General features: G+C 73.0%; 17 protein-coding genes and 1 pseudogene. 10 read left to right on the top strand and 8 right to left on the bottom strand.

Annotated features, from left to right (window positions below):
• The 4 genes and pseudogenes from ACFE67_RS07185 to ACFE67_RS07170 form a co-directional block, all read right to left on the bottom strand.
• Positions 1–571 (bottom strand): annotated as a pseudogene (locus ACFE67_RS07185) (phosphotransferase); the annotation flags it as partial.
• A 37-nt stretch (positions 572–608) separates the two neighbouring features.
• On the bottom strand, positions 609–1,001 hold the full coding sequence (locus tag ACFE67_RS07180; protein ID WP_375406187.1) for a hypothetical protein: 393 nt from the start codon (positions 999–1,001) through the stop codon (positions 609–611).
• On the bottom strand, positions 998–1,123 hold the full coding sequence (locus tag ACFE67_RS07175; protein ID WP_375406186.1) for a hypothetical protein: 126 nt from the start codon (positions 1,121–1,123) through the stop codon (positions 998–1,000). The genes ACFE67_RS07180 and ACFE67_RS07175 overlap by 4 nt, the downstream gene beginning before the upstream one ends.
• 57 nt (positions 1,124–1,180) lie before the next feature.
• Entirely contained in the window at positions 1,181–3,604 is a 2,424-nt protein-coding gene (locus ACFE67_RS07170) for an ATP-dependent DNA ligase (RefSeq protein ID WP_375406185.1), read from the bottom strand.
• 124 nt (positions 3,605–3,728) lie between these two features.
• Between ACFE67_RS07170 and ACFE67_RS07165 the strand changes: the two genes are divergently transcribed.
• Positions 3,729–4,556: a Ku protein gene (locus ACFE67_RS07165; RefSeq protein WP_375406184.1), complete on the top strand. Its 828-nt coding sequence runs from the start codon at positions 3,729–3,731 to the stop codon at positions 4,554–4,556.
• A 108-nt stretch (positions 4,557–4,664) separates the two neighbouring features.
• Here the strand turns inward: ACFE67_RS07165 and ACFE67_RS07160 are convergent, their stop codons facing one another.
• Positions 4,665–5,168 carry a DUF6328 family protein gene (locus tag ACFE67_RS07160; RefSeq protein WP_375406183.1) on the bottom strand — a complete coding sequence of 168 codons (504 nt, stop codon included), beginning with the start codon at positions 5,166–5,168 and terminating at the stop codon, positions 4,665–4,667.
• A gap of 37 nt (positions 5,169–5,205) precedes the next feature.
• Here ACFE67_RS07160 and ACFE67_RS07155 point away from each other — a divergent pair, with 37 nt between their 5' ends.
• The 4 genes from ACFE67_RS07155 (at position 5,206) to ACFE67_RS07140 (ending at position 11,035) form a co-directional block, all read left to right on the top strand.
• Complete coding sequence (locus ACFE67_RS07155; RefSeq protein WP_375406182.1) at positions 5,206–6,600, top strand: FAD-binding oxidoreductase; 1,395 nt, start codon at positions 5,206–5,208, stop codon at positions 6,598–6,600.
• A gap of 40 nt (positions 6,601–6,640) precedes the next feature.
• Positions 6,641–7,795 carry a PrsW family intramembrane metalloprotease gene (locus tag ACFE67_RS07150; protein WP_375406181.1) on the top strand — a complete coding sequence of 385 codons (1,155 nt, stop codon included), beginning with the start codon at positions 6,641–6,643 and terminating at the stop codon, positions 7,793–7,795.
• 211 nt (positions 7,796–8,006) lie between these two features.
• A complete protein-coding gene (locus ACFE67_RS07145) occupies positions 8,007–9,638 on the top strand; it encodes a DUF1800 domain-containing protein (protein ID WP_375406180.1) in 1,632 nt (543 codons plus the stop codon).
• 17 nt (positions 9,639–9,655) lie between these two features.
• A complete protein-coding gene (locus tag ACFE67_RS07140) occupies positions 9,656–11,035 on the top strand; it encodes a DUF1501 domain-containing protein (RefSeq protein ID WP_375406179.1) in 1,380 nt (459 codons plus the stop codon).
• Positions 11,036–11,061: 26 nt separating this feature from the next.
• Here ACFE67_RS07140 and ACFE67_RS07135 read toward each other — a convergent pair whose 3' ends face one another.
• Both ACFE67_RS07135 and ACFE67_RS07130 read right to left on the bottom strand, forming a co-directional pair.
• Entirely contained in the window at positions 11,062–11,781 is a 720-nt protein-coding gene (locus ACFE67_RS07135; protein WP_375406178.1) for a M50 family metallopeptidase, read from the bottom strand.
• On the bottom strand, positions 11,778–13,109 hold the full coding sequence (locus ACFE67_RS07130; protein ID WP_375406177.1) for an MFS transporter: 1,332 nt from the start codon (positions 13,107–13,109) through the stop codon (positions 11,778–11,780). The genes ACFE67_RS07135 and ACFE67_RS07130 overlap by 4 nt, the downstream gene beginning before the upstream one ends.
• A 65-nt stretch (positions 13,110–13,174) precedes the next feature.
• Here ACFE67_RS07130 and ACFE67_RS07125 point away from each other — a divergent pair, with 65 nt between their 5' ends.
• The 5 genes from ACFE67_RS07125 (at position 13,175) to ACFE67_RS07105 (ending at position 19,062) form a co-directional block, all read left to right on the top strand.
• A complete protein-coding gene (locus ACFE67_RS07125) occupies positions 13,175–13,552 on the top strand; it encodes an FKBP-type peptidyl-prolyl cis-trans isomerase (RefSeq protein WP_375406176.1) in 378 nt (125 codons plus the stop codon).
• An 8-nt stretch (positions 13,553–13,560) separates the two neighbouring features.
• Complete coding sequence (locus ACFE67_RS07120) at positions 13,561–14,082, top strand: adenine phosphoribosyltransferase (RefSeq protein WP_375406175.1); 522 nt, start codon at positions 13,561–13,563, stop codon at positions 14,080–14,082.
• Positions 14,083–14,183: 101 nt separating this feature from the next.
• On the top strand, positions 14,184–15,509 hold the full coding sequence (locus ACFE67_RS07115) for a hypothetical protein (RefSeq protein WP_375406174.1): 1,326 nt from the start codon (positions 14,184–14,186) through the stop codon (positions 15,507–15,509).
• A 58-nt stretch (positions 15,510–15,567) separates the two neighbouring features.
• Positions 15,568–17,766 (top strand): HelD family protein, encoded by a 2,199-nt coding sequence (locus tag ACFE67_RS07110; RefSeq protein WP_375406173.1) that lies wholly within the window; start codon positions 15,568–15,570, stop codon positions 17,764–17,766.
• A 141-nt stretch (positions 17,767–17,907) separates the two neighbouring features.
• The gene (locus ACFE67_RS07105) at positions 17,908–19,062 is read left to right on the top strand and encodes an IS30 family transposase (protein WP_375406172.1); all 1,155 of its coding nucleotides are present in this window, start codon (positions 17,908–17,910) and stop codon (positions 19,060–19,062) included.
• A gap of 58 nt (positions 19,063–19,120) precedes the next feature.
• Here ACFE67_RS07105 and ACFE67_RS07100 read toward each other — a convergent pair.
• Positions 19,121–19,453: trypsin-like peptidase domain-containing protein (locus tag ACFE67_RS07100; protein ID WP_375406171.1), on the bottom strand; the 333-nt coding region annotated here is incomplete at its 5' end.

The following is a 19,453-nucleotide window of genomic DNA, read 5'->3' as shown; positions in this document are numbered from 1 at the left end:
GGTCGGGCCAGGTGCCGACGAGGGCCCCGTACGTCGCGGGGACCCGCTTCGACCCTGCCGCCGAGATCGCGGACTGCAGCACGACATCCGGGTTCTCACCTTCGTGCAGCGCCCGGAACACCTTGACCATCAGCCCGGCCGATCCGCCGTCGGATGTCGCTGCGTCGACGATCACGGAGGTGTTCGACTGCTCACCCGAGAGCACCGTCGCGCTGCGGACGACGGGTGCTGCGCCGGTCCAGCCGATGCGCTGCCCCCGCGCCGTGGCGTCATCGCCGACGAGGAGGGTGTCGCCCAGCATCACGTCGAGCAGCGCGGTCACGAACGCCGGGTCGTGCGGCCCGTCCGCGAAGCCGGTTCCCGGGATGCCGCCCTCCGCGGCCGGCACCACCGGCACCTGGTACAGCGCTTCGGCGCCGGGCGTCGCGTCGCGGACGAACAGCGTCCGGACCGACCCGTCCCCGGTGAGCGGCAGCGACCCCTCCACCTCGAGCGCGTCGCCGGTCGCGTTGGCGAACCAGCGCTGCCCGGCGATCCAGGAGTGCAGCGGCACGTCGACGCCATCGGCCATGACGGAAGAACCTACCGAGCGCCCCCCGAGCGTCGGCTCAGTCCTCGTCGTCGTCCTCGAGGGCGGCGAGCGACTCGTCCCGGGCCTCGGCGGCCTGACGCAGCCGGCGCTCGATGCCCTCACTCGAGCGCTCCCGCCAGTCGCCGGCCGTGTCGACCGCGCGGGCGCGGACCTCCTCCGCCGTCGTGGTCCAGCGGTCCCGCACCTCGAGCGCCGTGTCGGTCCACTGGTCGCGGAGGTCGTTCGCGGTCTCGACCGTGCGCTCGCGCAGCTGGTCGACGGAGGCGGCGGTCCGGTCGCGGAGCAGCCGCGCGGAATCCACCGCTCGGCGCTTGTTCTCCTCGCTCAGCGACGAGACGACCCCGGCGAACACCGCCCCGGCGACGAGCACGCCGAGCGACACCGACCAGCCCACGACGCGGACGCTCATGAGTCGGTCTCGGTCTCGTCGCCGCCCTCGTCGACCACCGGCCGCAGGTCCGCGTCGCCCGGCACGGTGAAGTCCTGCTCCACCTCGTCCGACGAAGGGGTTCCCGGCTCGCGCGGCGTCATGGCATCACGGTAGCCCGGTGTCCCGAGCGGGCAGCGCAGGAGCCGATGCGCGCGCCCTCACGACTCCCGCACGACCCCCTCCGGCCGCTTGTCGGGGCGCCAGCCGCGCCAGCTCGCCTGCCGCAGCCGGCCGTCGTCCGTCCACTCGGCGAAGCGCACCTCGCCGACGAGGGAGGGGGTCACCCAGTGCGCGTCGCTCGCATCGGCACGCGGCACGTCGTCGAACGGGCTCGTCCGCCGGTCGTGGCCGTGCAACCGCTCGCCGATCGCGTCGAGGTCCGCATCGCTGAACCCCGTGCCGACCCGGCCGACGTACCGGAGCCCGCCGTCCTCCTGCACGCCGACCAGCAGGCTGCCGATGCCGCCTGCACGCCGCCCCTGACCGGGGCGCCAGCCGCCGACGACCACCTCCTGCTGCCGCTCGTGCTTCCGCTTGACCCAGTCGTTCGAGCGTGCGCCCGATCGGTAGGTCGCGGTCGTCCGCTTGACGACGACGCCCTCGAGCCCGAGGTTCTCGCTCGTCGCCATGGCGTCGGCGACCGCGGCCTGCAGCGCGTCCCCAGTCGCGGTCGCGACGACCGGCGGCACGTCGACCGGGCCGCCGCCGTCGACGAGGCGCTCGAGCAGGTCCCGGCGGTCGCGGTAGGGCGCCGCCGTCGTCGCGTGCCCGTCGACCTCCAGCACGTCGAACAGCAGCAGCCGCACCGCCTGCTGCCGCATCGCCGGCTCGACGTCCTGCTTCCGCGTCAGGCCCATCCGCTGCTGGAGGCGCGAGAACGACGGCCTGCCGTCGCCGTCGAGCGCGACGATCTCGCCGTCGAGCACCGCGCCGTCGGCGTGCACGCGCCGAGCCAGCTCCTGCAGCTCGGGGTAGGTGCGCGTGAGATCGAGGTCGTTGCGGCTCGTCAGCGTCACCCGGCCGTCCGCGACGCGGACGATCGCGCGGATCCCGTCCCACTTCATCTCGACCGCCCACTCCTCGTCGGGGTCGAGCGGGACACCGGAGGTGGCGAGCATCGGTTTCGGGGCCGGCTGCGCCGACGCCTCCTCCGGTTCGGACTCCGCTGGCTCCTCCTGCGCTGCCTCCGCCTCCGGTGCCATCCGGTGGATCAGCCACTGCTCGCCCTGGCTGCCCTTCGGTTTGTCGCGCTCGGTGCGGATGAGCGCGACCCGCACCGGGTCCCCACCGAGGCCGCCGTCCGGCCGCCCGTGCAGGGTGACGATGACCTCGTCGTCCCGGAACTTCTCGGTCTCGTAGGTGCCGCTGTCCCAGAGGTCGACGTGGCCGCCGCCGTACTCGCCCTTCGGGATGTCGCCCGCGAACGTCGCGTACTCCAGCGGGTGGTCCTCGGTGTGCACCGCGAGGTGGTTCTGCTTCCCGGTGGCGGGCACGCCCTTCGGCAGCGCCCAGGACACCAGCACGCCGTTCCGCTCCAGGCGGAAGTCCCAGTGGAGGCGACTCGCGTGGTGCTCCTGGATCACGAACGTGTCGTCGTTCCCCTGCGCCGGCGTCCGCTCCGGCACCGGCTCGGGCGTCCGGCCCGCGTCGCGCATCGAGCGGTAGCGCGTCAGCGCGTCGTTCCTGGCCGCCGCGGGCGCGAGATCGGCGAGCAGGTCGCCGTCCCGCTCCAGCCGCTCGACCACCTCGTCCGGCCGCAGCTGCCGCAGGCCGGGCTCGTCGAGTTCCGCCCAGGTGCGCGGCGCCGCGGCGTGCACGTGCACGGTGCCGCGGAGGGAGTAGGGCACGAGCGTGGTCTTCGCGGCGCGGTTCTGGCTCCAGTCGACCAGCACCCTGCCGCGGCGGTTCTCCTTCTTCATGTCGCTGACGACGAGGTCCGGGTGGTCGGCCTCGAGCGATCGCGCCAGCTCGTGCGCGACCTCGGTGACCTGGTCGGAGGTCCAGCGGCCGGCGAGGTGGGCGAACAGGTGGATGCCCTTCGACCCGCTCGTGACCGGCACGAGCGCCAGGTCCATGCCCTCCAGCACGGGCTTCAGGAGGCGGGCGACCTCGGCGCACTCGGCCAGGCCGGCGCCGTCACCGGGATCGAGGTCGAGCACGAGCCGGTCGGGGCGGCCGGCCTCGCCGTCCTCCGTGAACCGCCACTGCGGCACGTGCACCTCGAGCGTCGCCTGCTGGGCGAGCCAGGTCAGGGTCGCCAGGTCGTCGATCACCGGGTAGGTGGTGGTCCCCGACCGGTGCTCGATCGAGCCGCGGCGGATCCAGTCCGGCGCGTGGGACTCGAGGTTCTTCACGAAGAACGTCTGCCCGGGCTCCTCCGCCGATCCCACGCCGTTCGGCCAGCGCTTCCGCGTCGCGGGGCGACCCGCTGTGAGCGGGACCAGCGCGGAGGCGACGGCGGCGTAGTAGGAGAGGACGTCCCCCTTCGTGAACCCGTCCGCGGGGTAGAGCACCTTGTCGAGGTTCGTCAGGCCGACCGTGCGGCCGTCGACCTCCACGACCTGCTTCGCGACGCCGACCATGGGCTCAGCGTGACCTGAAAGTCTGCTGGATCGCTGAGACCGCAGACGGGGGCTGGCCCGCCGCGGTCGGCGCCGTCATACTCATGGTTCATCAGGCGTTCGACGCCATCGGGAGGGGCGGGTCATGCGGAGCATCTGGCGCGGCGCGATCACGTTCGGGCTGGTCAACGTGCCGGTGAAGCTCTACTCGGCGACCGAGGACCACGACGTCGCCCTGCACCAGGTGCACAACGCCGACGGCGGACGGATCCGGTACCAGCGGCGCTGCGAGATCTGCGGCCGCGTCGTCGAGTACCAGGACATCGACAAGGCCTACGACGCGGGCGATCGCACGGTCGTGCTGACCGCGGAGGACCTGAAATCGCTCCCGAGCGAGAAGAGCCGCGAGATCGACGTCGTCGAGTTCGTGCCGGCCGACCAGGTCGACGCGATCCGCCTCGACCGCAGCTACTACCTCGAGCCGGACGCGACGAGTCCCCGCTCCTACGTGCTGATGCGCAAGGTGCTCGAGGACACCGACCGCGTCGCGATCGTGCAGTTCACCCTGCGGCAGAAGACCCGCCTCGGGGTGCTGCGGGTGCACGGCAAGGTCCTCCTCCTGCAGTCCCTGCTCTGGGACGACGAGGTGCGCGAGGCGTCCTTCCCGTCGCTGGACGCGGACGTGCGGATCCAGAAGCGCGAGGTCGACATGGCGACGAGCCTCGTCAGGAGCTTCGAGAGCGACTTCTCGCCCGCCGACTTCACCGACGAGTACCAGGTGCAGCTGCAGAAGCTGGTCGACGCGAAGCTCGAGCAGGGCGAGTCGGTGGACACGGAGGCGACCTTCGGCGCGAAGGACGACGACGAGGGCGACGGCCAGGTCATCGACCTGATGGAGGCGTTGAAGCGCAGCGTGGAGGCGAACCGCGCGAAGGCGAAGCCCGAGACCGCGAAGAAGCGCAAGCGGGCCTGACTGCGGCGGGTGGAAGCCCGACCGGTCGTGTTCACGGATCAGGGGATTCGGGGGCGCTTCGCGCCGCCCGAATCCCCTGATCCGTGAACACAGCGCCTGACCACCGCTTCAGGTGCTCGCGCCGTGGGGCGCCTCGGTGCCCCGCTGGAGGCGTTTCGGCAGCGCGAGCCAGAGCCCGCCGACGAGCAGCGCCCCGACCACCGCCGCGACGACTGCACCCGCAGCCCCCGCGGCCACGCTGAAGACGAGGGCGAGCACGCCCACGATCGCGAGCCCGGTCGCGCCGAGGCCGATCCGGAGCATGCGGTCGGCCCACTCGACCAGCTCGGCCATCGCGCGTCGCCGGAACAGCGCGCGGTGCAGCGCGACCGGCATCAGCGCGACGACGGTGGAGATCACGGCGAGCGACACCACGACGAGGTAGAGGCCCCGCTGCCAGTCGGCGAGCCCGGCGAACGTCGACTGGAACGCGACGGTCAGCAGGAACCCCGTCAGCAGCTGGGTCCCGGTCTGCAGCACCCGCAGCTCCTGCAGCAGCTGGTTCCAGTTCCGATCGAGCCGCTGGGTGCGGGTCTCGTTCCGGCCGTCCTCCGGGTCCACGTCATCGACCATGCGGCCGACCCTATTGGCGCCTCCCTAGGCTGGCCGGATGGCGTTCCTGGACGAGCTGGAGCACGCGGTGGGCGCCGCGCTGCGCACCGACCCGGCGGAGCTGGACCGCGTCCGCACGGACTGGAGCGGGTGGACCACCCCCGAGACGCCGCTCGCCGTCGTCCGGGCGCGGACGACGTCCGACGTGCAGGCGCTCCTCCGGCTCGCGACGGCGCATCGCGTGCCGGTCGTGCCGCGCGGTGCCGGGACGGGGCTGGCCGGCGGCGCGATCGGCACGGCGGGCACGGTGGTGCTCGACGTCAGCGCCATGGATCGCGTGCTCGAGATCGACCAGGAGAACGAGACCGCGACCGTCGAGCCCGGGGTCGTCACCGACGACCTCGCGGCCGCGCTCGCACCGCGAGGCCTCTGGTGGCCGCCCGATCCCGCCAGCCGTGCGATCTCCACCGTCGGCGGCAACATCGCGACCAACGCAGGCGGTCTGCTGTGCGCGAAGTACGGCGTGACCAGGGAGAGCGTGCTCGGCCTGCAGATCGTGCTGGCCGACGGCAGCCTGGTCCGGCTCGGCCGCCGCACGATGAAGGGGGTCACCGGCTACGACCTCACGGCGCTGCTGATCGGCTCCGAGGGCACGCTCGGGGTCGTCGTCGAGGCGACGCTGAAGCTGCGGCGGGTGGAGGCGGACCCGGTCGTGACGATCGGGGCGACCTTCCCGGACGTGCGATCCGCGGCCGCAGCCGCCGCGGCGATCACCGCATCCGGGCTGCGCTGCGCGGCGCTCGAGCTGATGGACGCCGCGACCTGCGCCGCGATCGACGCGCTGGTCGCCGCCGGCGAGGGCCCGGCGGGCGACCTGCCGGCGCTCGCGGGCCGCGGCGCGTTCCTGCTGGTGCAGACCGACGGCGGGGCGGCGCCGCGGGAGGCGGAGGCCGCGCTGCGCTGCATCGCCGACGCGGGCGGCGACGGGAGGGTCGCGCCGGACGCGGCGACGGGCGCCGCGCTCGTCGCGCTGCGCCGGGCCGCCCATCCCGCGTTCGCGAAGCTCGGGGAGGTGCTGATCGAGGACGTCTGCGTGCCGCGGTCGGCCCTGCCGGCGATGTTCGAGGCCGTCGAGGCGATCGCCCTCCGCCACGGCCTGCCGATCCCGACCATCGCGCACGCGGGCGACGGGAACCTGCATCCGAACATCGTGATCCCAGCCTCCGTCCCGCACGCGCCCGGCGAGATCCCCGACGTCGTGTGGGCGGCGGGGGAGGAGCTGTTCCGCGCGGCGATCGCGCTCGGCGGCACGCTCACCGGCGAGCACGGCGTCGGCGTGCTGAAGCGGCGCTGGATCGCGGAGGAGCTCGGCGACGACGTGATGGCGCTGTCGCGCCGGGTCAAGGCCGCGTTCGACCCCCTCGGGCTGCTCAACCCCGGCAAGGTGTGGTGACCTCCGGACCTTCCGAGCCGGACGCTGCGACCATGTGGGCGTGACCGCTATCCGGCAGGCCCCGGTCGGCCTGGCCCCCATCGGACCTGGCACGCACGCACCCGGGCACGCCGCCCGCGCGGTCGCCGCGTCGCTCGGGATCGCGTTCGGCGTCGTCGCGGTGCTCGCCGTGCTGCTCTACCTCGTCTCCGCGCTCGGGACGACGGGCGTCGCGATCGCCTCGGTCGCCGCGCTCGTCCCCTTCCTGCTCGTGCTGCTCACGATCCGCTGGGTCGACCGGTGGGAGCCCGAGCCGCGTCCGGCGCTGATCTTCGCCGTGCTCTGGGGGGCCGGCGTGGCCGTCTCGGTGGCGCTGATCTTCGACCTCGGCGTGCAGATCGTCCTCAGCGTCTCGGGAGGTGCGCCGAACGACTTCGTCCAGGCCGCCGTGCAGGCGCCGCTCGTCGAGGAGTCCGCGAAGGGCTTCGGCGTCCTGCTGCTGTTCTGGATCAACCGGCGGCACTTCGACGGCCCGGTCGACGGCATCGTCTACGCGGCGAGCGTCGCCGCCGGGTTCGCGTTCACCGAGAACATCCTCTACTTCGGGCGGGTGCTGGTCGAGAACGGGCTGGGCGCTGCGTTCCTGTTCACCTTCGTGGCCAGGGGGGTCTTCTCCCCGTTCGCGCACGTGCTGTTCACCTCCTGCACCGGCTTCGCGATCGGCATGGTGGCGGAACGCGGACGGGGCGCCGCAGCGGGGTTCGGCGCCTACCTGCTCGGCCTGATCCCCGCGGTGATCCTGCACGCGCTCTGGAACGGCGGGCTGTCGCTCGCGGCGAACACGATCGAGTACTACCTGCTGATCGAGGTGCCGATCTTCCTCGGCGCGGTCGCGGTCGTCCTCGTCGTGCGCGGCAGGGAGCGCGCGATCACCAGGGCGCGGCTCGGCGAGTACGCGCAGGCGGGCTGGTTCACCCCGCAGGAGGTCGCCCTGATCTCGACGCCGAGCGGCAGGAAACAGGCGCTGCGATGGGCGGACACGCAGCGCGACCCGCGGGGCAAGAAGGCGGCGATGAACCGGCTGATCCGCGACGCGACGCGCCTGGGTCACGCCCGCCAGCGCCTGCTGCAGGGCCGCGCGACGATCGGCCGCACCCCGGACGAGCAGGAGCTGCTGGCCCGCATCGTCGCGGACCGCACGCTCCTCACCTCCTGACCCTTCGCGGATCAGGCTCGTTTCGCGACACGCCGTGTAGCTCGCGCGCCCGCACGGCGTGTTCCGAATCGGGCCTGATCCGCGAAAGGTGCCGGGCACGGCTCCCGCCTGGCGGAAGCCTGCGGGCGGTCCCGGCGCGGCCGTCGTGTCGCGCGTTCAGGGGGTGACCTCCCTCCCTACTGTTGCCGCCACCGCAGGGGAGGCGATGCGCATGACCGACACGGACCGGATCGAGCCGCAGGAGACCGCGGCGCCGGCACGCGGATCGTCGCGACGCGGCCTGTTCGGGCTCGGCGCCGTGCTCGCGCTCGGCGCGGTCGCCGGCGAGACGCTGGTGGGGGAGGCGGACGCCGCCGAGGCCGCGACCGCCGCGACCGCCGTGCATCACGGCAAGCAGTACGCCTCCGCGTCGGCCGCGGCGAAGTCCGTCAAGCGCGCGCACAGCTCGCTGTTCCCGCACGACCCGCAGGCGCACCTCCTGCGCCGCGCCACCTTCGGCGCACGTCCGAAGGACGTCGCGGCCCTGAAGCGCCTCGGGATCGACGGCTGGCTCGAGCAGCAGCTGCACCCCGGCTCGCTGAAGGACACGGCCGCCGAGAAGGCGGTGGCGCTCTTCCCGCTCGACGGGGCGTCGCCGAAGACGATCCTGAAGAAGACGAAGCGCTACAGCTGGGACGCCATGATGGCGACCAGCCAGGCGACGCTCGCGCGGCAGATCTTCTCCGACCGGCAGCTCTACGAGATCGTGGTGGACGTCTTCGCCAACCACCTCCACGTGCCGATCCCCGGCGAGCAGTGGCACACGTCGCCGAGCTACATCAAGAACGTCATCCGCAAGCACGCCTTCGGCACCTACGACGACATGCTGCACGCCGCGATGAAGCACCCGGCGATGCTGAGCTTCCTGAGCAACGACCAGTCCCGCCGCACCAACGTGAACGAGAACCTCGGCCGCGAGATGCTCGAGCTGCACACCGTGGGCCGCACCTCCGGCTTCACGGAGGAGATGGTGCGCTCGAGCGCGAAGATCATGTCCGGCCGCACCTGGGACTACGACACCGGCCAGTACTACTTCGAGGAGCCCTGGCACTGGGTCGGGCACGTGAAGGTCCTCGGCTTCAGCGCCGCGAACGCGTCGATGTACACGGGGGAGAAGGTCGGCGACGCGTACCTGACGTACCTCGCGCACCATCCCGCGACCGCGCGGACGATCGCCAGGAAGCTCGCGATCCGCTTCGTGTCCGACACCCCCTCGGCGAGCCTCGTGAACCGCCTCGCGCACGTCTACCTGACCCACGGCACCTCCATCCGGGCGGTCGTCGACGCGATCTTCAAGTCGAGCGACTTCTGGGCGGCCGTCGGTGTGCGCATGCGCCGGCCCCTGGAGGATGCGGTCGGCGCGATGCGTGTGCTGAACGTGCAGCGCGCGAAGGGCATGCAGGACACGATCGGCGCCCTGTACTGGACGCTCGGCAACGGGGGGCACACCCCCTACGGCTGGGGGCCGCCGAACGGCTACCCCGATGTCGCGGCCGCGTGGCTCGGCGCCGGCGCGATGCTGCAGCGCTGGAACCTGCACCGGACGCTCGTCTACGGCTGGTGGCCGAAGCTCGGCTGGACCAAGCCGTCGAAGATGATCGCGCTCACCCCGACGATGACGACGATGCAGTGGACGAGGCAGGTCGCCCACCGACTGCTCGGCGTGACGCCGTCGAAGCAGCACCTGCTCGCCGCCATCCACGGCGCGAAGCTCACGGCCGCGTCGCCGGTTCCGACGGACGACTGGAACCTCGGCAAGATCGCGACCCTCCTGCTCGACTCCCCGTACTTCCAGCTGCGCTAGCGCCACAGGAGACCGCCATGCAGATCGACTCGCCCTCCTCCGACCAGGTGCTCAGCACGCTGCACCCGGACTGCCCCGACTGGCAGCGGCTCGGCCCCACACCTCGGGACGCGGCCATCCGCGCGATGGCGGAGGCGCAGCGGATCGCCGAGGACGACCGGAACGAGGCCTGGTCGGGCGGGTTCAACCGCAGGACCTTCCTGAAGGGCGGCCTCGGGGTCGGCGTCGCGACGCTCGGCGCGCAGCTGGTCACGAGCCGCGTCTCCTACGCGGCCGCGGACGAGCTGAGCACCGGCACGCTGGTCGTCGTCTTCCTCCGGGGCGGGATGGACGGGCTGTCGCTGCTCGTGCCGGCCGCCGACCCCGCCCTGCTGAAGGAGCGGCCGAACATCGGGGTGAAGGCCGGCTCGCTGCTCGAGTTCGACACCGCCCGCGGGTTCGGCCTGCATCCTGCGCTCGCGCCGCTCGCGCCGCTGATCAAGCAGGGCAAGGTCGCGGCGGTACCGGCGGTCTCGACGCCGGACCTGTCGCGCAGCCACTTCCAGGCGCAGGACTGCCTCGAGCGCGGCTCCAGCGACTCGCTCACCTCCGGCTGGCTCGATCGCGTGCTGGTCGCCTCCGGTCCGGGCACGACGTTCCGGTCCGTCGCGATCGGCGGCACCACCCCGCGGGCGCTCGTCGGCACGGCACTCCCGATCGCCATGCAGAACGTGGATTCGATCAAGCTCAGCGTCGACAAGAGCGAGGTGAAGGCGACGACGACCGCCCTCCAGGCGCTCTACACCGGCGTCGACCACCCGATCGCGAAGCAGACGAAGCTCGCGATCGGCGCGCTGGGCACGATCGCGAAGATCAAGGCGGCGGAGCCCGCGGCGGACGGCGTGAAGTACCCGGGCGGCAACTTCAGCGACGCCCTCAAGAACCTGGCGCTGCTCATCAAGGGCGGCGCGGGCGTGCGCGTCGCCTGCATCGACGTCGGCGGCTGGGACACCCACACCGGGATGGGCAACGTCAACGGCGGCGACATGCAGCGGCACCTCGCGGACCTCGCGGCCTCGCTGGCGGCGTTCACGGCCGATCTCGGCTCGGACCTGCTCGACGACACCACGGTCGTCACGATGAGCGAGTTCGGCCGGCGGGTGGAGGAGAACGCGAGCGGCGGCACGGACCACGGCCACGGCGGTGTGGTGCTGGTCGTCGGCGGCGGGGTGCAGGGCGGCGTGCACGGCCGGTGGGACGGCCTCGCGCACCGCACCTCACTCGGCGACGTACCCGGATCGAACGACTACCGCGACGTGCTCACCGAGGTCGTGTCGAAGCGCCTGAACCTCTCGGCGGGCAAGCTGAAGAACGTCTTCCCCGGCTGGAAGGCGAGCCCGCTCGGCATCGTCGCCTGACTCTCCGTTTTGTAGGAACAGCGTTCCTACAAAACGGACAGGGGGGCGACCAGGAGGGCGCCCGCGCCGGCCACGCCTGCGAGGCCGGCGAGCACGAACGCGAGCAGCCAGACGCCGACCGGGATCCAGGTGACCCGCGCGAGCTGGTCCGCGTCGGAGACGCCGCCGCTGCTGCGAGCGCCGGGCAGCTCCACCGCCGCGCGCAGACCGCCGAGCACGAGCAGCACGGCGAGCGCCAGCGCGGCCCGCATCCGCCAGGCGGGGTCCGCGAACCACGTGACGGCACCGACCAGCACGCCCGCGACGAGCACCGACCACAGCCCGAACCAGTTCCGGATCTGCACCAGCACGAGCAGCAGCAGCACCAGCGCACCCCACAGCGCCAGCGCGGCATGCCCGGCCGAGACGGCCCAGGCGATCAGCACCCCTGCGGCGGAGGGAGCGGGGTACCCGGCGAGCAGGGTCAGCACCATCCCGGGCCCGCGCGGCCGGCCGACGCTGACGGTGAGCCCGCTCGTGTCCGAGTGGAGGCGGATCCCCGCGAGCCTCCTGCGGGTCAGGGTGGCCGCGAACCCGTGACCCGCCTCGTGCACGATCGTGATCGCATGCCGGAGGCGCGGCCAGGTCGGCAGCAGCAGGAGCGCCCCGACGACGACCACCACCGCGACCAGGTCGAGTGCGGCGGGCGACGGCGACGGCGCGACGACCCGCTGCCAGATCAGGGCGGCGACCTCGTTCGCCGTCACGGCGCGGGGTGCCTGGCGTCGTACGCGAGGAAGCCGCGGCGACGGACCAGCAGCGCGACCAGCACGACGATCAGCACCCCGCCGGCCAGGGGCGGGAGGAACAGCAGACCCGTCGCCGCGAGGACGCCGGCGTAGAGGTCGCCGACCCGCGGCCCGCCGGTCACGACCACGATGAACACGCCCTGCAGCCGGCCGCGCATGGAGTCGGGTGCCGCGGTCTGCAGGATGGTGGAGCGGAAGATCGCACTGACGTTGTCCGCGGCGCCCGCGCCGGCCAGCAGCACCGCGGCGAGCGCGATCCAGATCGCACCGGCAGGGGTCGGGAGGGCTCCGGTCGCCTCGCCCAGGGTCGCGATGCCGAGCACCGCCCCGAACAGCAGGATGCAGGCGCCGTACGCCTCAATCGCGCGCTCGATCGCGAGGCCCTGCCTCCGGATCCCGCCGAGGCGCCCGGAGAAGACGCTGCTGAGCAGCGCCCCCACCGCGAACGCCGCGGACAGCAGCCCGACGGTCAGCGCGCCGCCGCCCAGCAGGACCGCGCCGACGGCGGGATAGATCACGCGCGGCTGCCCGAACGTCATCGCGACGATGTCGACGACGAAGCTGGTGCGGATGTTGGGGGAGGTGCGCAGGAACCGCATCCCGCCGAGCAGCGACGCGAGCCCCGGGCGCTCGACCTGTCCCTGCGGCTGCAGCGCGGGCAGCGTGAACGCGGCCGCGAGGGTGAGCACGAACAGCACCGCGTCGATCGTGTAGCACCACTGGAAGCCGACGGAGGCGACGAGCACGCCCGCGAGCCCCGGCCCGACCGTCACCGAGATGCCGACCGTGACGCCCATCAGGGCGCCGGCCGCCGGCAGGAGGCGAGCGGGCAGGAGGCGCGGGGTCGCGGCGGACTCCGCGGCGATGAGCACCGTCGTCGCGGTCGCGGACAGCACCGTCAGCACGTAGAGCGACGCGACCGTCTCCGCTCCCGTCCAGGACAGGGCGGCGAGGACGAGCGTGCACAGCCACGACACGAACCCGGACACGATCATCACCGTCCGCCGGTCGAACGCATCCGCGAGCATCCCGCCGTACAGCCCGGCGATCACGGTCGGCACGAGGGCGAGCACGCCGGTCAGCGACACCGCGAAGGTCGCCGCGCCGACCGTGTCGATCCGGCGCACCAGCTCGAACACGTTCAGCCCGACCGCGACGAGGGTCAGCTGGCTGCCGATGCCGGCGATCGCGCGGGCGATCCACAGCCGGGCGAAGGCGGGGGAGGCGCGGAGGGGCTCGATGTCGAGCAGCGCACCCCGACGTCGTCCGGGGGTCGCGTCGTTCATCGCCTCCATCCTCGCGGGTCGCACGGTCAGGTGTCGCCGACCGGCCGTGCGCTTGACTGCTGGCCATGAGCGAACTCACCGATCTCACCGTAAAGCCCGAGCTGGAGCCGCCGGTCGGTCCCGCTCCCGACCAGCTGGTCGTCGAGGACGTCGTCGTCGGCGACGGCGCGGAGGCGAAGCCGGGCGGCACCGTCACCGTGCACTACCTCGGCGTCGACTACGAGAACGGCGAGGAGTTCGACTCCTCATGGAGCCGCGGGCAGTCGATCTCCTTCCCCCTCGGCAACCTGATCAAGGGGTGGCAGGACGGCATCCCCGGCATGCGCGTCGGCGGCCGCCGCATCCTGACCTGCCCGCCCGAGCTCGCCTACGGCCCGGCCGGCGGCGGCCACCGCCTGTCCGGCAGGACGCTGATCTTCGTGATCGACCTGCTGAAGGCCTGAGCCCGGCCGTGCCCACCGCCGCCGAGCTCGTCGACCGCCTGACCCTGACGGTGCCCGACTTCCCCGAGCCGGGCGTGCTGTTCCGCGATCTCACGGTCACCCTGGCCGACGCCGAGGCGCTGAGGGCGATCACCGACGAGCTCGTGGGAGCGTTCGACGGGTTCGACCTCGTGGCCGGCATCGAGGCGCGCGGCTTCCTGCTCGCGGCGGCCGCGGCGTACGCCTCCGGTACCGGGGTGGTCGCGGTCCGCAAGGCGGGCAAGCTGCCGCCGCGCACGCTGATCGAGCGGTACGAGCTCGAGTACGGCGCCGCCGCGCTCGAGATCCGCGCCGACCAGCTGGTACCGGGCACCCGGGTCCTCGTCCTCGACGACGTGCTCGCCACCGGCGGCACGGTCGAGGCGACCTGCGCGCTGCTCGAACGGGCCGGCGCGGTGGTCGCCGGCATCGGCGTCGTGATCGAGCTGGCCGCGCTCGGCGGCAGGCGGCGGCTCGAGGGCCGCGGGATCCACGCCATCCGGACCGTCTGACCCCTTCCGATCCGCTCCTCCCCAGGGCCGATCCGGGCGTTGCTTACCTCAGCGACGGCGATCGGCTCCCTGCGTGGCGCGCGTCTCGCCATGCTCCCCGCATGTCGCAGAAACGCTCGAGAGAACGCCGCATCCAATCCGGCCAGCGCCCCAGGCGCGCGCCGCAGATCGTCAGGGCGACGGGGCCGGAGGACCTCCTCCGCCTCGTCCCGGATCTGCTGCCCCTCGATCCCGAGGACAGCCTCGTGCTCGTCCTCTTCAAGCGCTCGCACGGCACGAAGTCGCGGACGCACGGGGCGATGCGGATCGACCTCCGGCACACGGAGGATCCTGAGCAGCTCGACGAGTGGGCCGCCGTGGTGCTGGGTCAGGTGCTCCGCGTCGACGGGGTGACGGGCGTGGCGATCGCGGCGTACACGCCCGAGACGTTCGCGCCGTCCGGTCGCCCGCCGGCCGCGGCCCAGGTGCGAGCGGTCTCCCGCCGGGCGCAGCGGCTCGGCCTGGAGGTGCTCGACCGGTTCTGCGTCGCGGCGGACGGCTGGGGGTCCCTCGACGATCCCCGGCTGCCGCGCGGCGGCAACCCGCTCGCGCTCCTCGATCCCGACGAGCGCCGAGCCCCGCGCCGTGCGCCGCTGGCGCAGCCCGAGCCCGCGGCCGAGGAGCAGATCGACCGCTTCGCCGACCACTACGAGCAGTGGTGGTCGCGGCCGGAGGGTCCGGGCGGCGTGCTGCACGGGGTCCCGCTCGGCGATCCCGCACCGACCTCCGGCAGCGTGACCCCCGGCAGCGCGTTCGGTCCGGCCTCGATGCTGTCCCTGCTGCAGCTGCCGCCCGACGAGTCGGCGATGGACCGGTACCGATGGGGTCGCGACACCGACGCGGTGGTCGACCTCGTCGAAGGGATCCTGCAGCCGCACGACGAGCACGGCCGACCGTGCGCGTGCCGGGCGCTCCTGCTCTCCCTCGTCGTGCGGCAGGGGCTGATCGGGCTGCTGCTGGCCCAGGTCGCATGGGGCCCGGCGTTCGGGAAGGAGGTGTGGACGGCCGTCAGCGCGCCGGCCGGTCGTCAGCGCTCGCTGGAACGGATGACGGCCGCGATCGGCGGGGGCCGGTTCCGCCGCCCGGACCCCGACCGGATCGACGCGGCGATCGCCGCGCTGCACGAGGTCGCCTCCTACGTCGACACGGACAGGACCGGCGCGGGCATCGACGAGGCCTTGAGCTGGCTGCACTGGGCCTGCGGCGGCAGCAGTGCCGCCGCCGCGCTCGCGGGGCGGGCACTCGAGCGGCACGACGACCGCGACATCGCGCCGATCGTGCTCGGCAAGGTGCAGCGCGGCGAGCTGCCCGCGTGGGCGTATCGGACGAACCCCGCGAAGGCGGACGCGTTCGAAGCGCTGCTGGAGCCGCAGCGGGCGGCCGGCTGAGCGGGCCGTGCCGATGCGGCGACCTAGACTGGTCCGCCGCGAAACGGAGGTGCAGCGCATGACCGATGCCGTCCTGGCGGAGCTGTCGAGGGAGCAGCGATACGTGTCCGGGCTGTACGTGCGGCTGGACGCGCTCCGGGCCGAGCTCCTCGGCGAGCTGGAGCGGGTGCGCCGCGGTGGCGCCACCGGTACGCACCAGGCCAGAACCGAGCGCGACGCGATGGCCCGGCTGTTCGAGGACCGGGTCCGGCGCCTCCGCGACGTCGACGAGCGGCTCGTCTTCGGCCGGCTGCAGGCCGACGACGGCGCGGTCAGGTACATCGGCAGGATCGGGCTCCGCGACGACGACCAGCGGCCGCTGCTCCTCGACTGGCGAGCGCCGCAGTCGAGCGCGTTCTACCAGGCGACCGCGGCGACGCCGCTGGGTGTGCGGATCCGCCGGCACCTGACGACGAAGGGCCGCGACGTCACGGCGCTCGAGGACGAGGTCTTCGACCCCGAGGACATCCCCGAGGACGTCACGCTCACCGGCGAGACCGCGCTGCTCGCGGCGCTCACCGCGCAGCGCACCGGGCGGATGCACGACATCGTCTCGACGATCCAGGCGGAGCAGGACCGCATCATCCGGTCGGCGGCGCGGGGCGTCCTCGTGGTGCAGGGCGGCCCGGGCACCGGCAAGACGGCCGTCGCGCTGCACCGCGCCGCCTACCTCCTGTACGCCGACAAGGAGCGGCTCGCCCGCAACGGCGTGCTCGTGGTCGGTCCGTCGCGGAGCTTCCTGGAGTACATCGAGCAGGTGCTGCCCTCCCTCGGCGAGACCGGAGTCGTGCTGCGGACCCTCGGGCAGCTCTATCCGGGTACGGACGCGGGCGCGGTCGATCCGCCCGCCGTCTCCGCGGTGAAGGGCAGGACCGCGATGGCGTCGGTGCTGCGCCGGGCCGTGCAGGCGCGGCAGGTCGCGCCCCGCGAGCCGGTCGACATCGAGGTGGAGGGCGTCGTGCTCAGCGTGCACCCCTCGCTGATCGAGCGGGCGATCCGCCGTGCGCAGCAGTCGCGCAAGCCGCACAACGTCGCGCGCGTGACATTCGTCAAGGCCGCGCTGTCGGAGCTGACGGCGCAGCTCGTCGACCGGGTCGCGTCCCGCGGCGCGACGATCGACGACGAGGACCGCAGGCTGCTCCGCGAGGACCTGCGGACCTCGCAGGACGTCAAGGTGCTGCTGAACACCGCGTGGCTGCCGCTGACCCCCGAGAAGCTGCTCGGCGACCTGTACGCGCGGCCGGAGTACCTCGCCCGCTCGTCGCCCGAGCTGTCCCCGCAGGACCGCGCGCTGCTCGCCCGCCCTCGCCACCTGCCGTTCACGGTGAGCGACGTCGCGCTGCTCGACGAGGCCGCCGAGCTGCTGGGCGAGACCGACACGACGGGCGATGCCCGCGCCCAGGCGTACGACGCCCAGCGAAAGCGCGACATCGAGAACGCCGAGGCGGCGATCGTGAACATGGGCGTCGAAGGGCTCGTGACGGCGGAGGCGCTCGCGGACGACTTCGCGGAGGAGGGCGCTCGCCTGACCACGGCCGAGCGCGCCGCGGTCGACCGCACCTGGACCTACGGCCACATCGTCGTGGACGAGGCGCAGGAGCTCTCCCCGATGCAGTGGCGGCTGCTGCGGCGCAGGGGGCCGCTGCGGTCGTTCACGGTCGTGGGCGACCTCGCGCAGTCGGCGGTCGAGCCGCCGGCCGCGGACTGGGGCGAGGCGATCGGAGCGCTGACCGATTCCTTCCGCGTCGAGCGGCTCACGGTGAACTACCGGACGCCGCAGGCGATCGCGGAGCTGGCCGAGTCGCGGGCGCTCCGCGACGGGCTGCCGATCACCCCCTCCAGCTCGGTCCGCGAGGGGGAACCGCCCCTGATCATGCGGACGTCCGGCGACCGGCTCGTCGTGGACGCGGTCGACGCGGTCGTCGCCGATCGGCGCAGGGGCGACGACGGCTCGCTGGCCGTCATCGCACCGGCAGGGCTGGTCCCGACCCTCCACGACGCGCTCACCGTCTCCCTCGACGAGCGGGTCGGCTACGGCGCCCGCGGCCTGGCTGCGCCGGTCTCCGTGCTGGACCCGTGGACGGCGAAGGGCCTCGAGTTCGACAGCGTCGTGGTCGTCGACCCCGACACCGTGGCGAGCGAGGCCGGCCCCGGCTCCCTCTACGTCGCCCTCACCAGACCGACGAGGCGCCTCGTCATCGTCGACCCCGGGTCCTAGCCGCCGCACCCGCACCCGACTCTCCGTTTTGTAGGCAGGGCGGATTCCATCGGTCTAAGCGACACCTCGATTTGGGAGGTGTTGTTGGTGGATCAGGTGCGCTGTCGTGTGTTGGTGGACACGGTGTGTTTTGGGGGGTCGTTGGCGGCTGCCGCGCGAGCGGCGGAGGTGTCGCCGTTCGTGGCGAAGACGTGGTGGGCGAAGTCGGTCGGGCTCCCGTTCCAGCCCGGTCGGCGCGGCGGGGTCGCGGCGCCGATCATTCGCTGGCCCGTGATCGCGGCGATGATCGACGCGGCGCGAGCGGCGCGGCAGCGCCGCCCGTTGACGTTGCTGGACCGGGAGGTCATCGCGATCCGTCACGCCGCGGGGACCACGGCGGCGGCGATCGGGCGTGAGCTGGGCCGGCACCGGTCGGTGATCTCCCGTGAGATCGGCCGGAACAGTGGCCCGGACGGGTCCTACTTCGGGTCCGTCGCGGCGGTCAAAGCCGGGCAGAACGCGCAGCGGCCGAAGCCGTTCAAGCTCAACGACCCGGTCCTGGCGGCGAAGGTCACGGCGTGGCTGGAGGACGGGTGGAGCCCGGGGTTGATCGCGGAGGTCCTCGCTGCGGACCACCCGGATGACCAGACTCAGCGGGTGTCGCACGAGACGATCTATCAGGCGCTCTACGTCCAGACCCGCGGGCATCTGCGGGCCGATCTGGCCCGGCATCTGTCGACCAGACGCACGACCCGCAAGACCGGGACCGGCCCGAGACGCGGTGGCAGCCCCTATGTGGACGCGTTCAAGATCAGTGCCCGCCCGGCGGAGGTCGCCGACCGGGCGGTCCCGGGGCACTGGGAAGGCGATCTGATCCTCGGGGCCAGGAACACCTCCGCGATCGGGACGTTGGTCGAACGAACGACCCGGTTCACGATCCTGCTGCACCTGCCCGACCGGCACGACGCCGAGACCGTCGCGACCGCGATGATCACCGCGATGCGGGACCTGCCGGAGCATTTGCGGCAGACGATCACCTGGGACCGTGGCACCGAGATGGCCGACTACGCCCGCATCCAGCTCGAGCTCGACACCCCGGTCTACTTCTGCGACCCGCACTCACCCTGGCAACGTGGCACGAACGAGAACACGAACCGGCTGCTGCGGCACTGGTTCGAGAAAGGCGCGGACCTCTCGACCTTCACCGCCGCGGACCTCCGCCGCGTCCAGGCATCGCTGAACGCCCGCCCCCGCCCTACCCTCGGACTCAAGACCCCCGCCCAAGCACTCACCGAGTACTTCGCGGCGGCCTCATAGGAACGCGTGTTGCCTAGACCGCTAGACCTCGCCCAGGACCTGCCTACAAAACGGAGAGTCAGCCCCTGCTGCAGGCGCCGGTGGAGACGGCGGAGGTGAGGGAGCGGGCGCGGTCGGCGACCGGGCCGAACTCGTCAGGGGTCATGGCGTAGCCGAGGTCGGACTGGCTGGTGCTCTTCGCGAAGACGAGCCCGATCACCCGGCCGTTCGGCGTGAGCAGCGGCCCACCGGAGTTGCCCTGCTCCACATCGGCGGCGATCGCGGCGATGTCGCGTGCGGACCGCCCCCCTCCGGCGACGTCGGGCACCGTCACCGTCCCGGACTGCACGACCCGGGCGCCGCCCTCGGTGAAGGGGCCGCCGAACGGGTAGCCGGCGACGACGCCCCTGTC

This window comes from uncultured Amnibacterium sp., assembly GCF_964244015.1.
Lineage (GTDB): Bacteria > Actinomycetota > Actinomycetes > Actinomycetales > Microbacteriaceae > Amnibacterium.
This window is presented reverse-complemented; position numbering and strand designations above follow the sequence as displayed.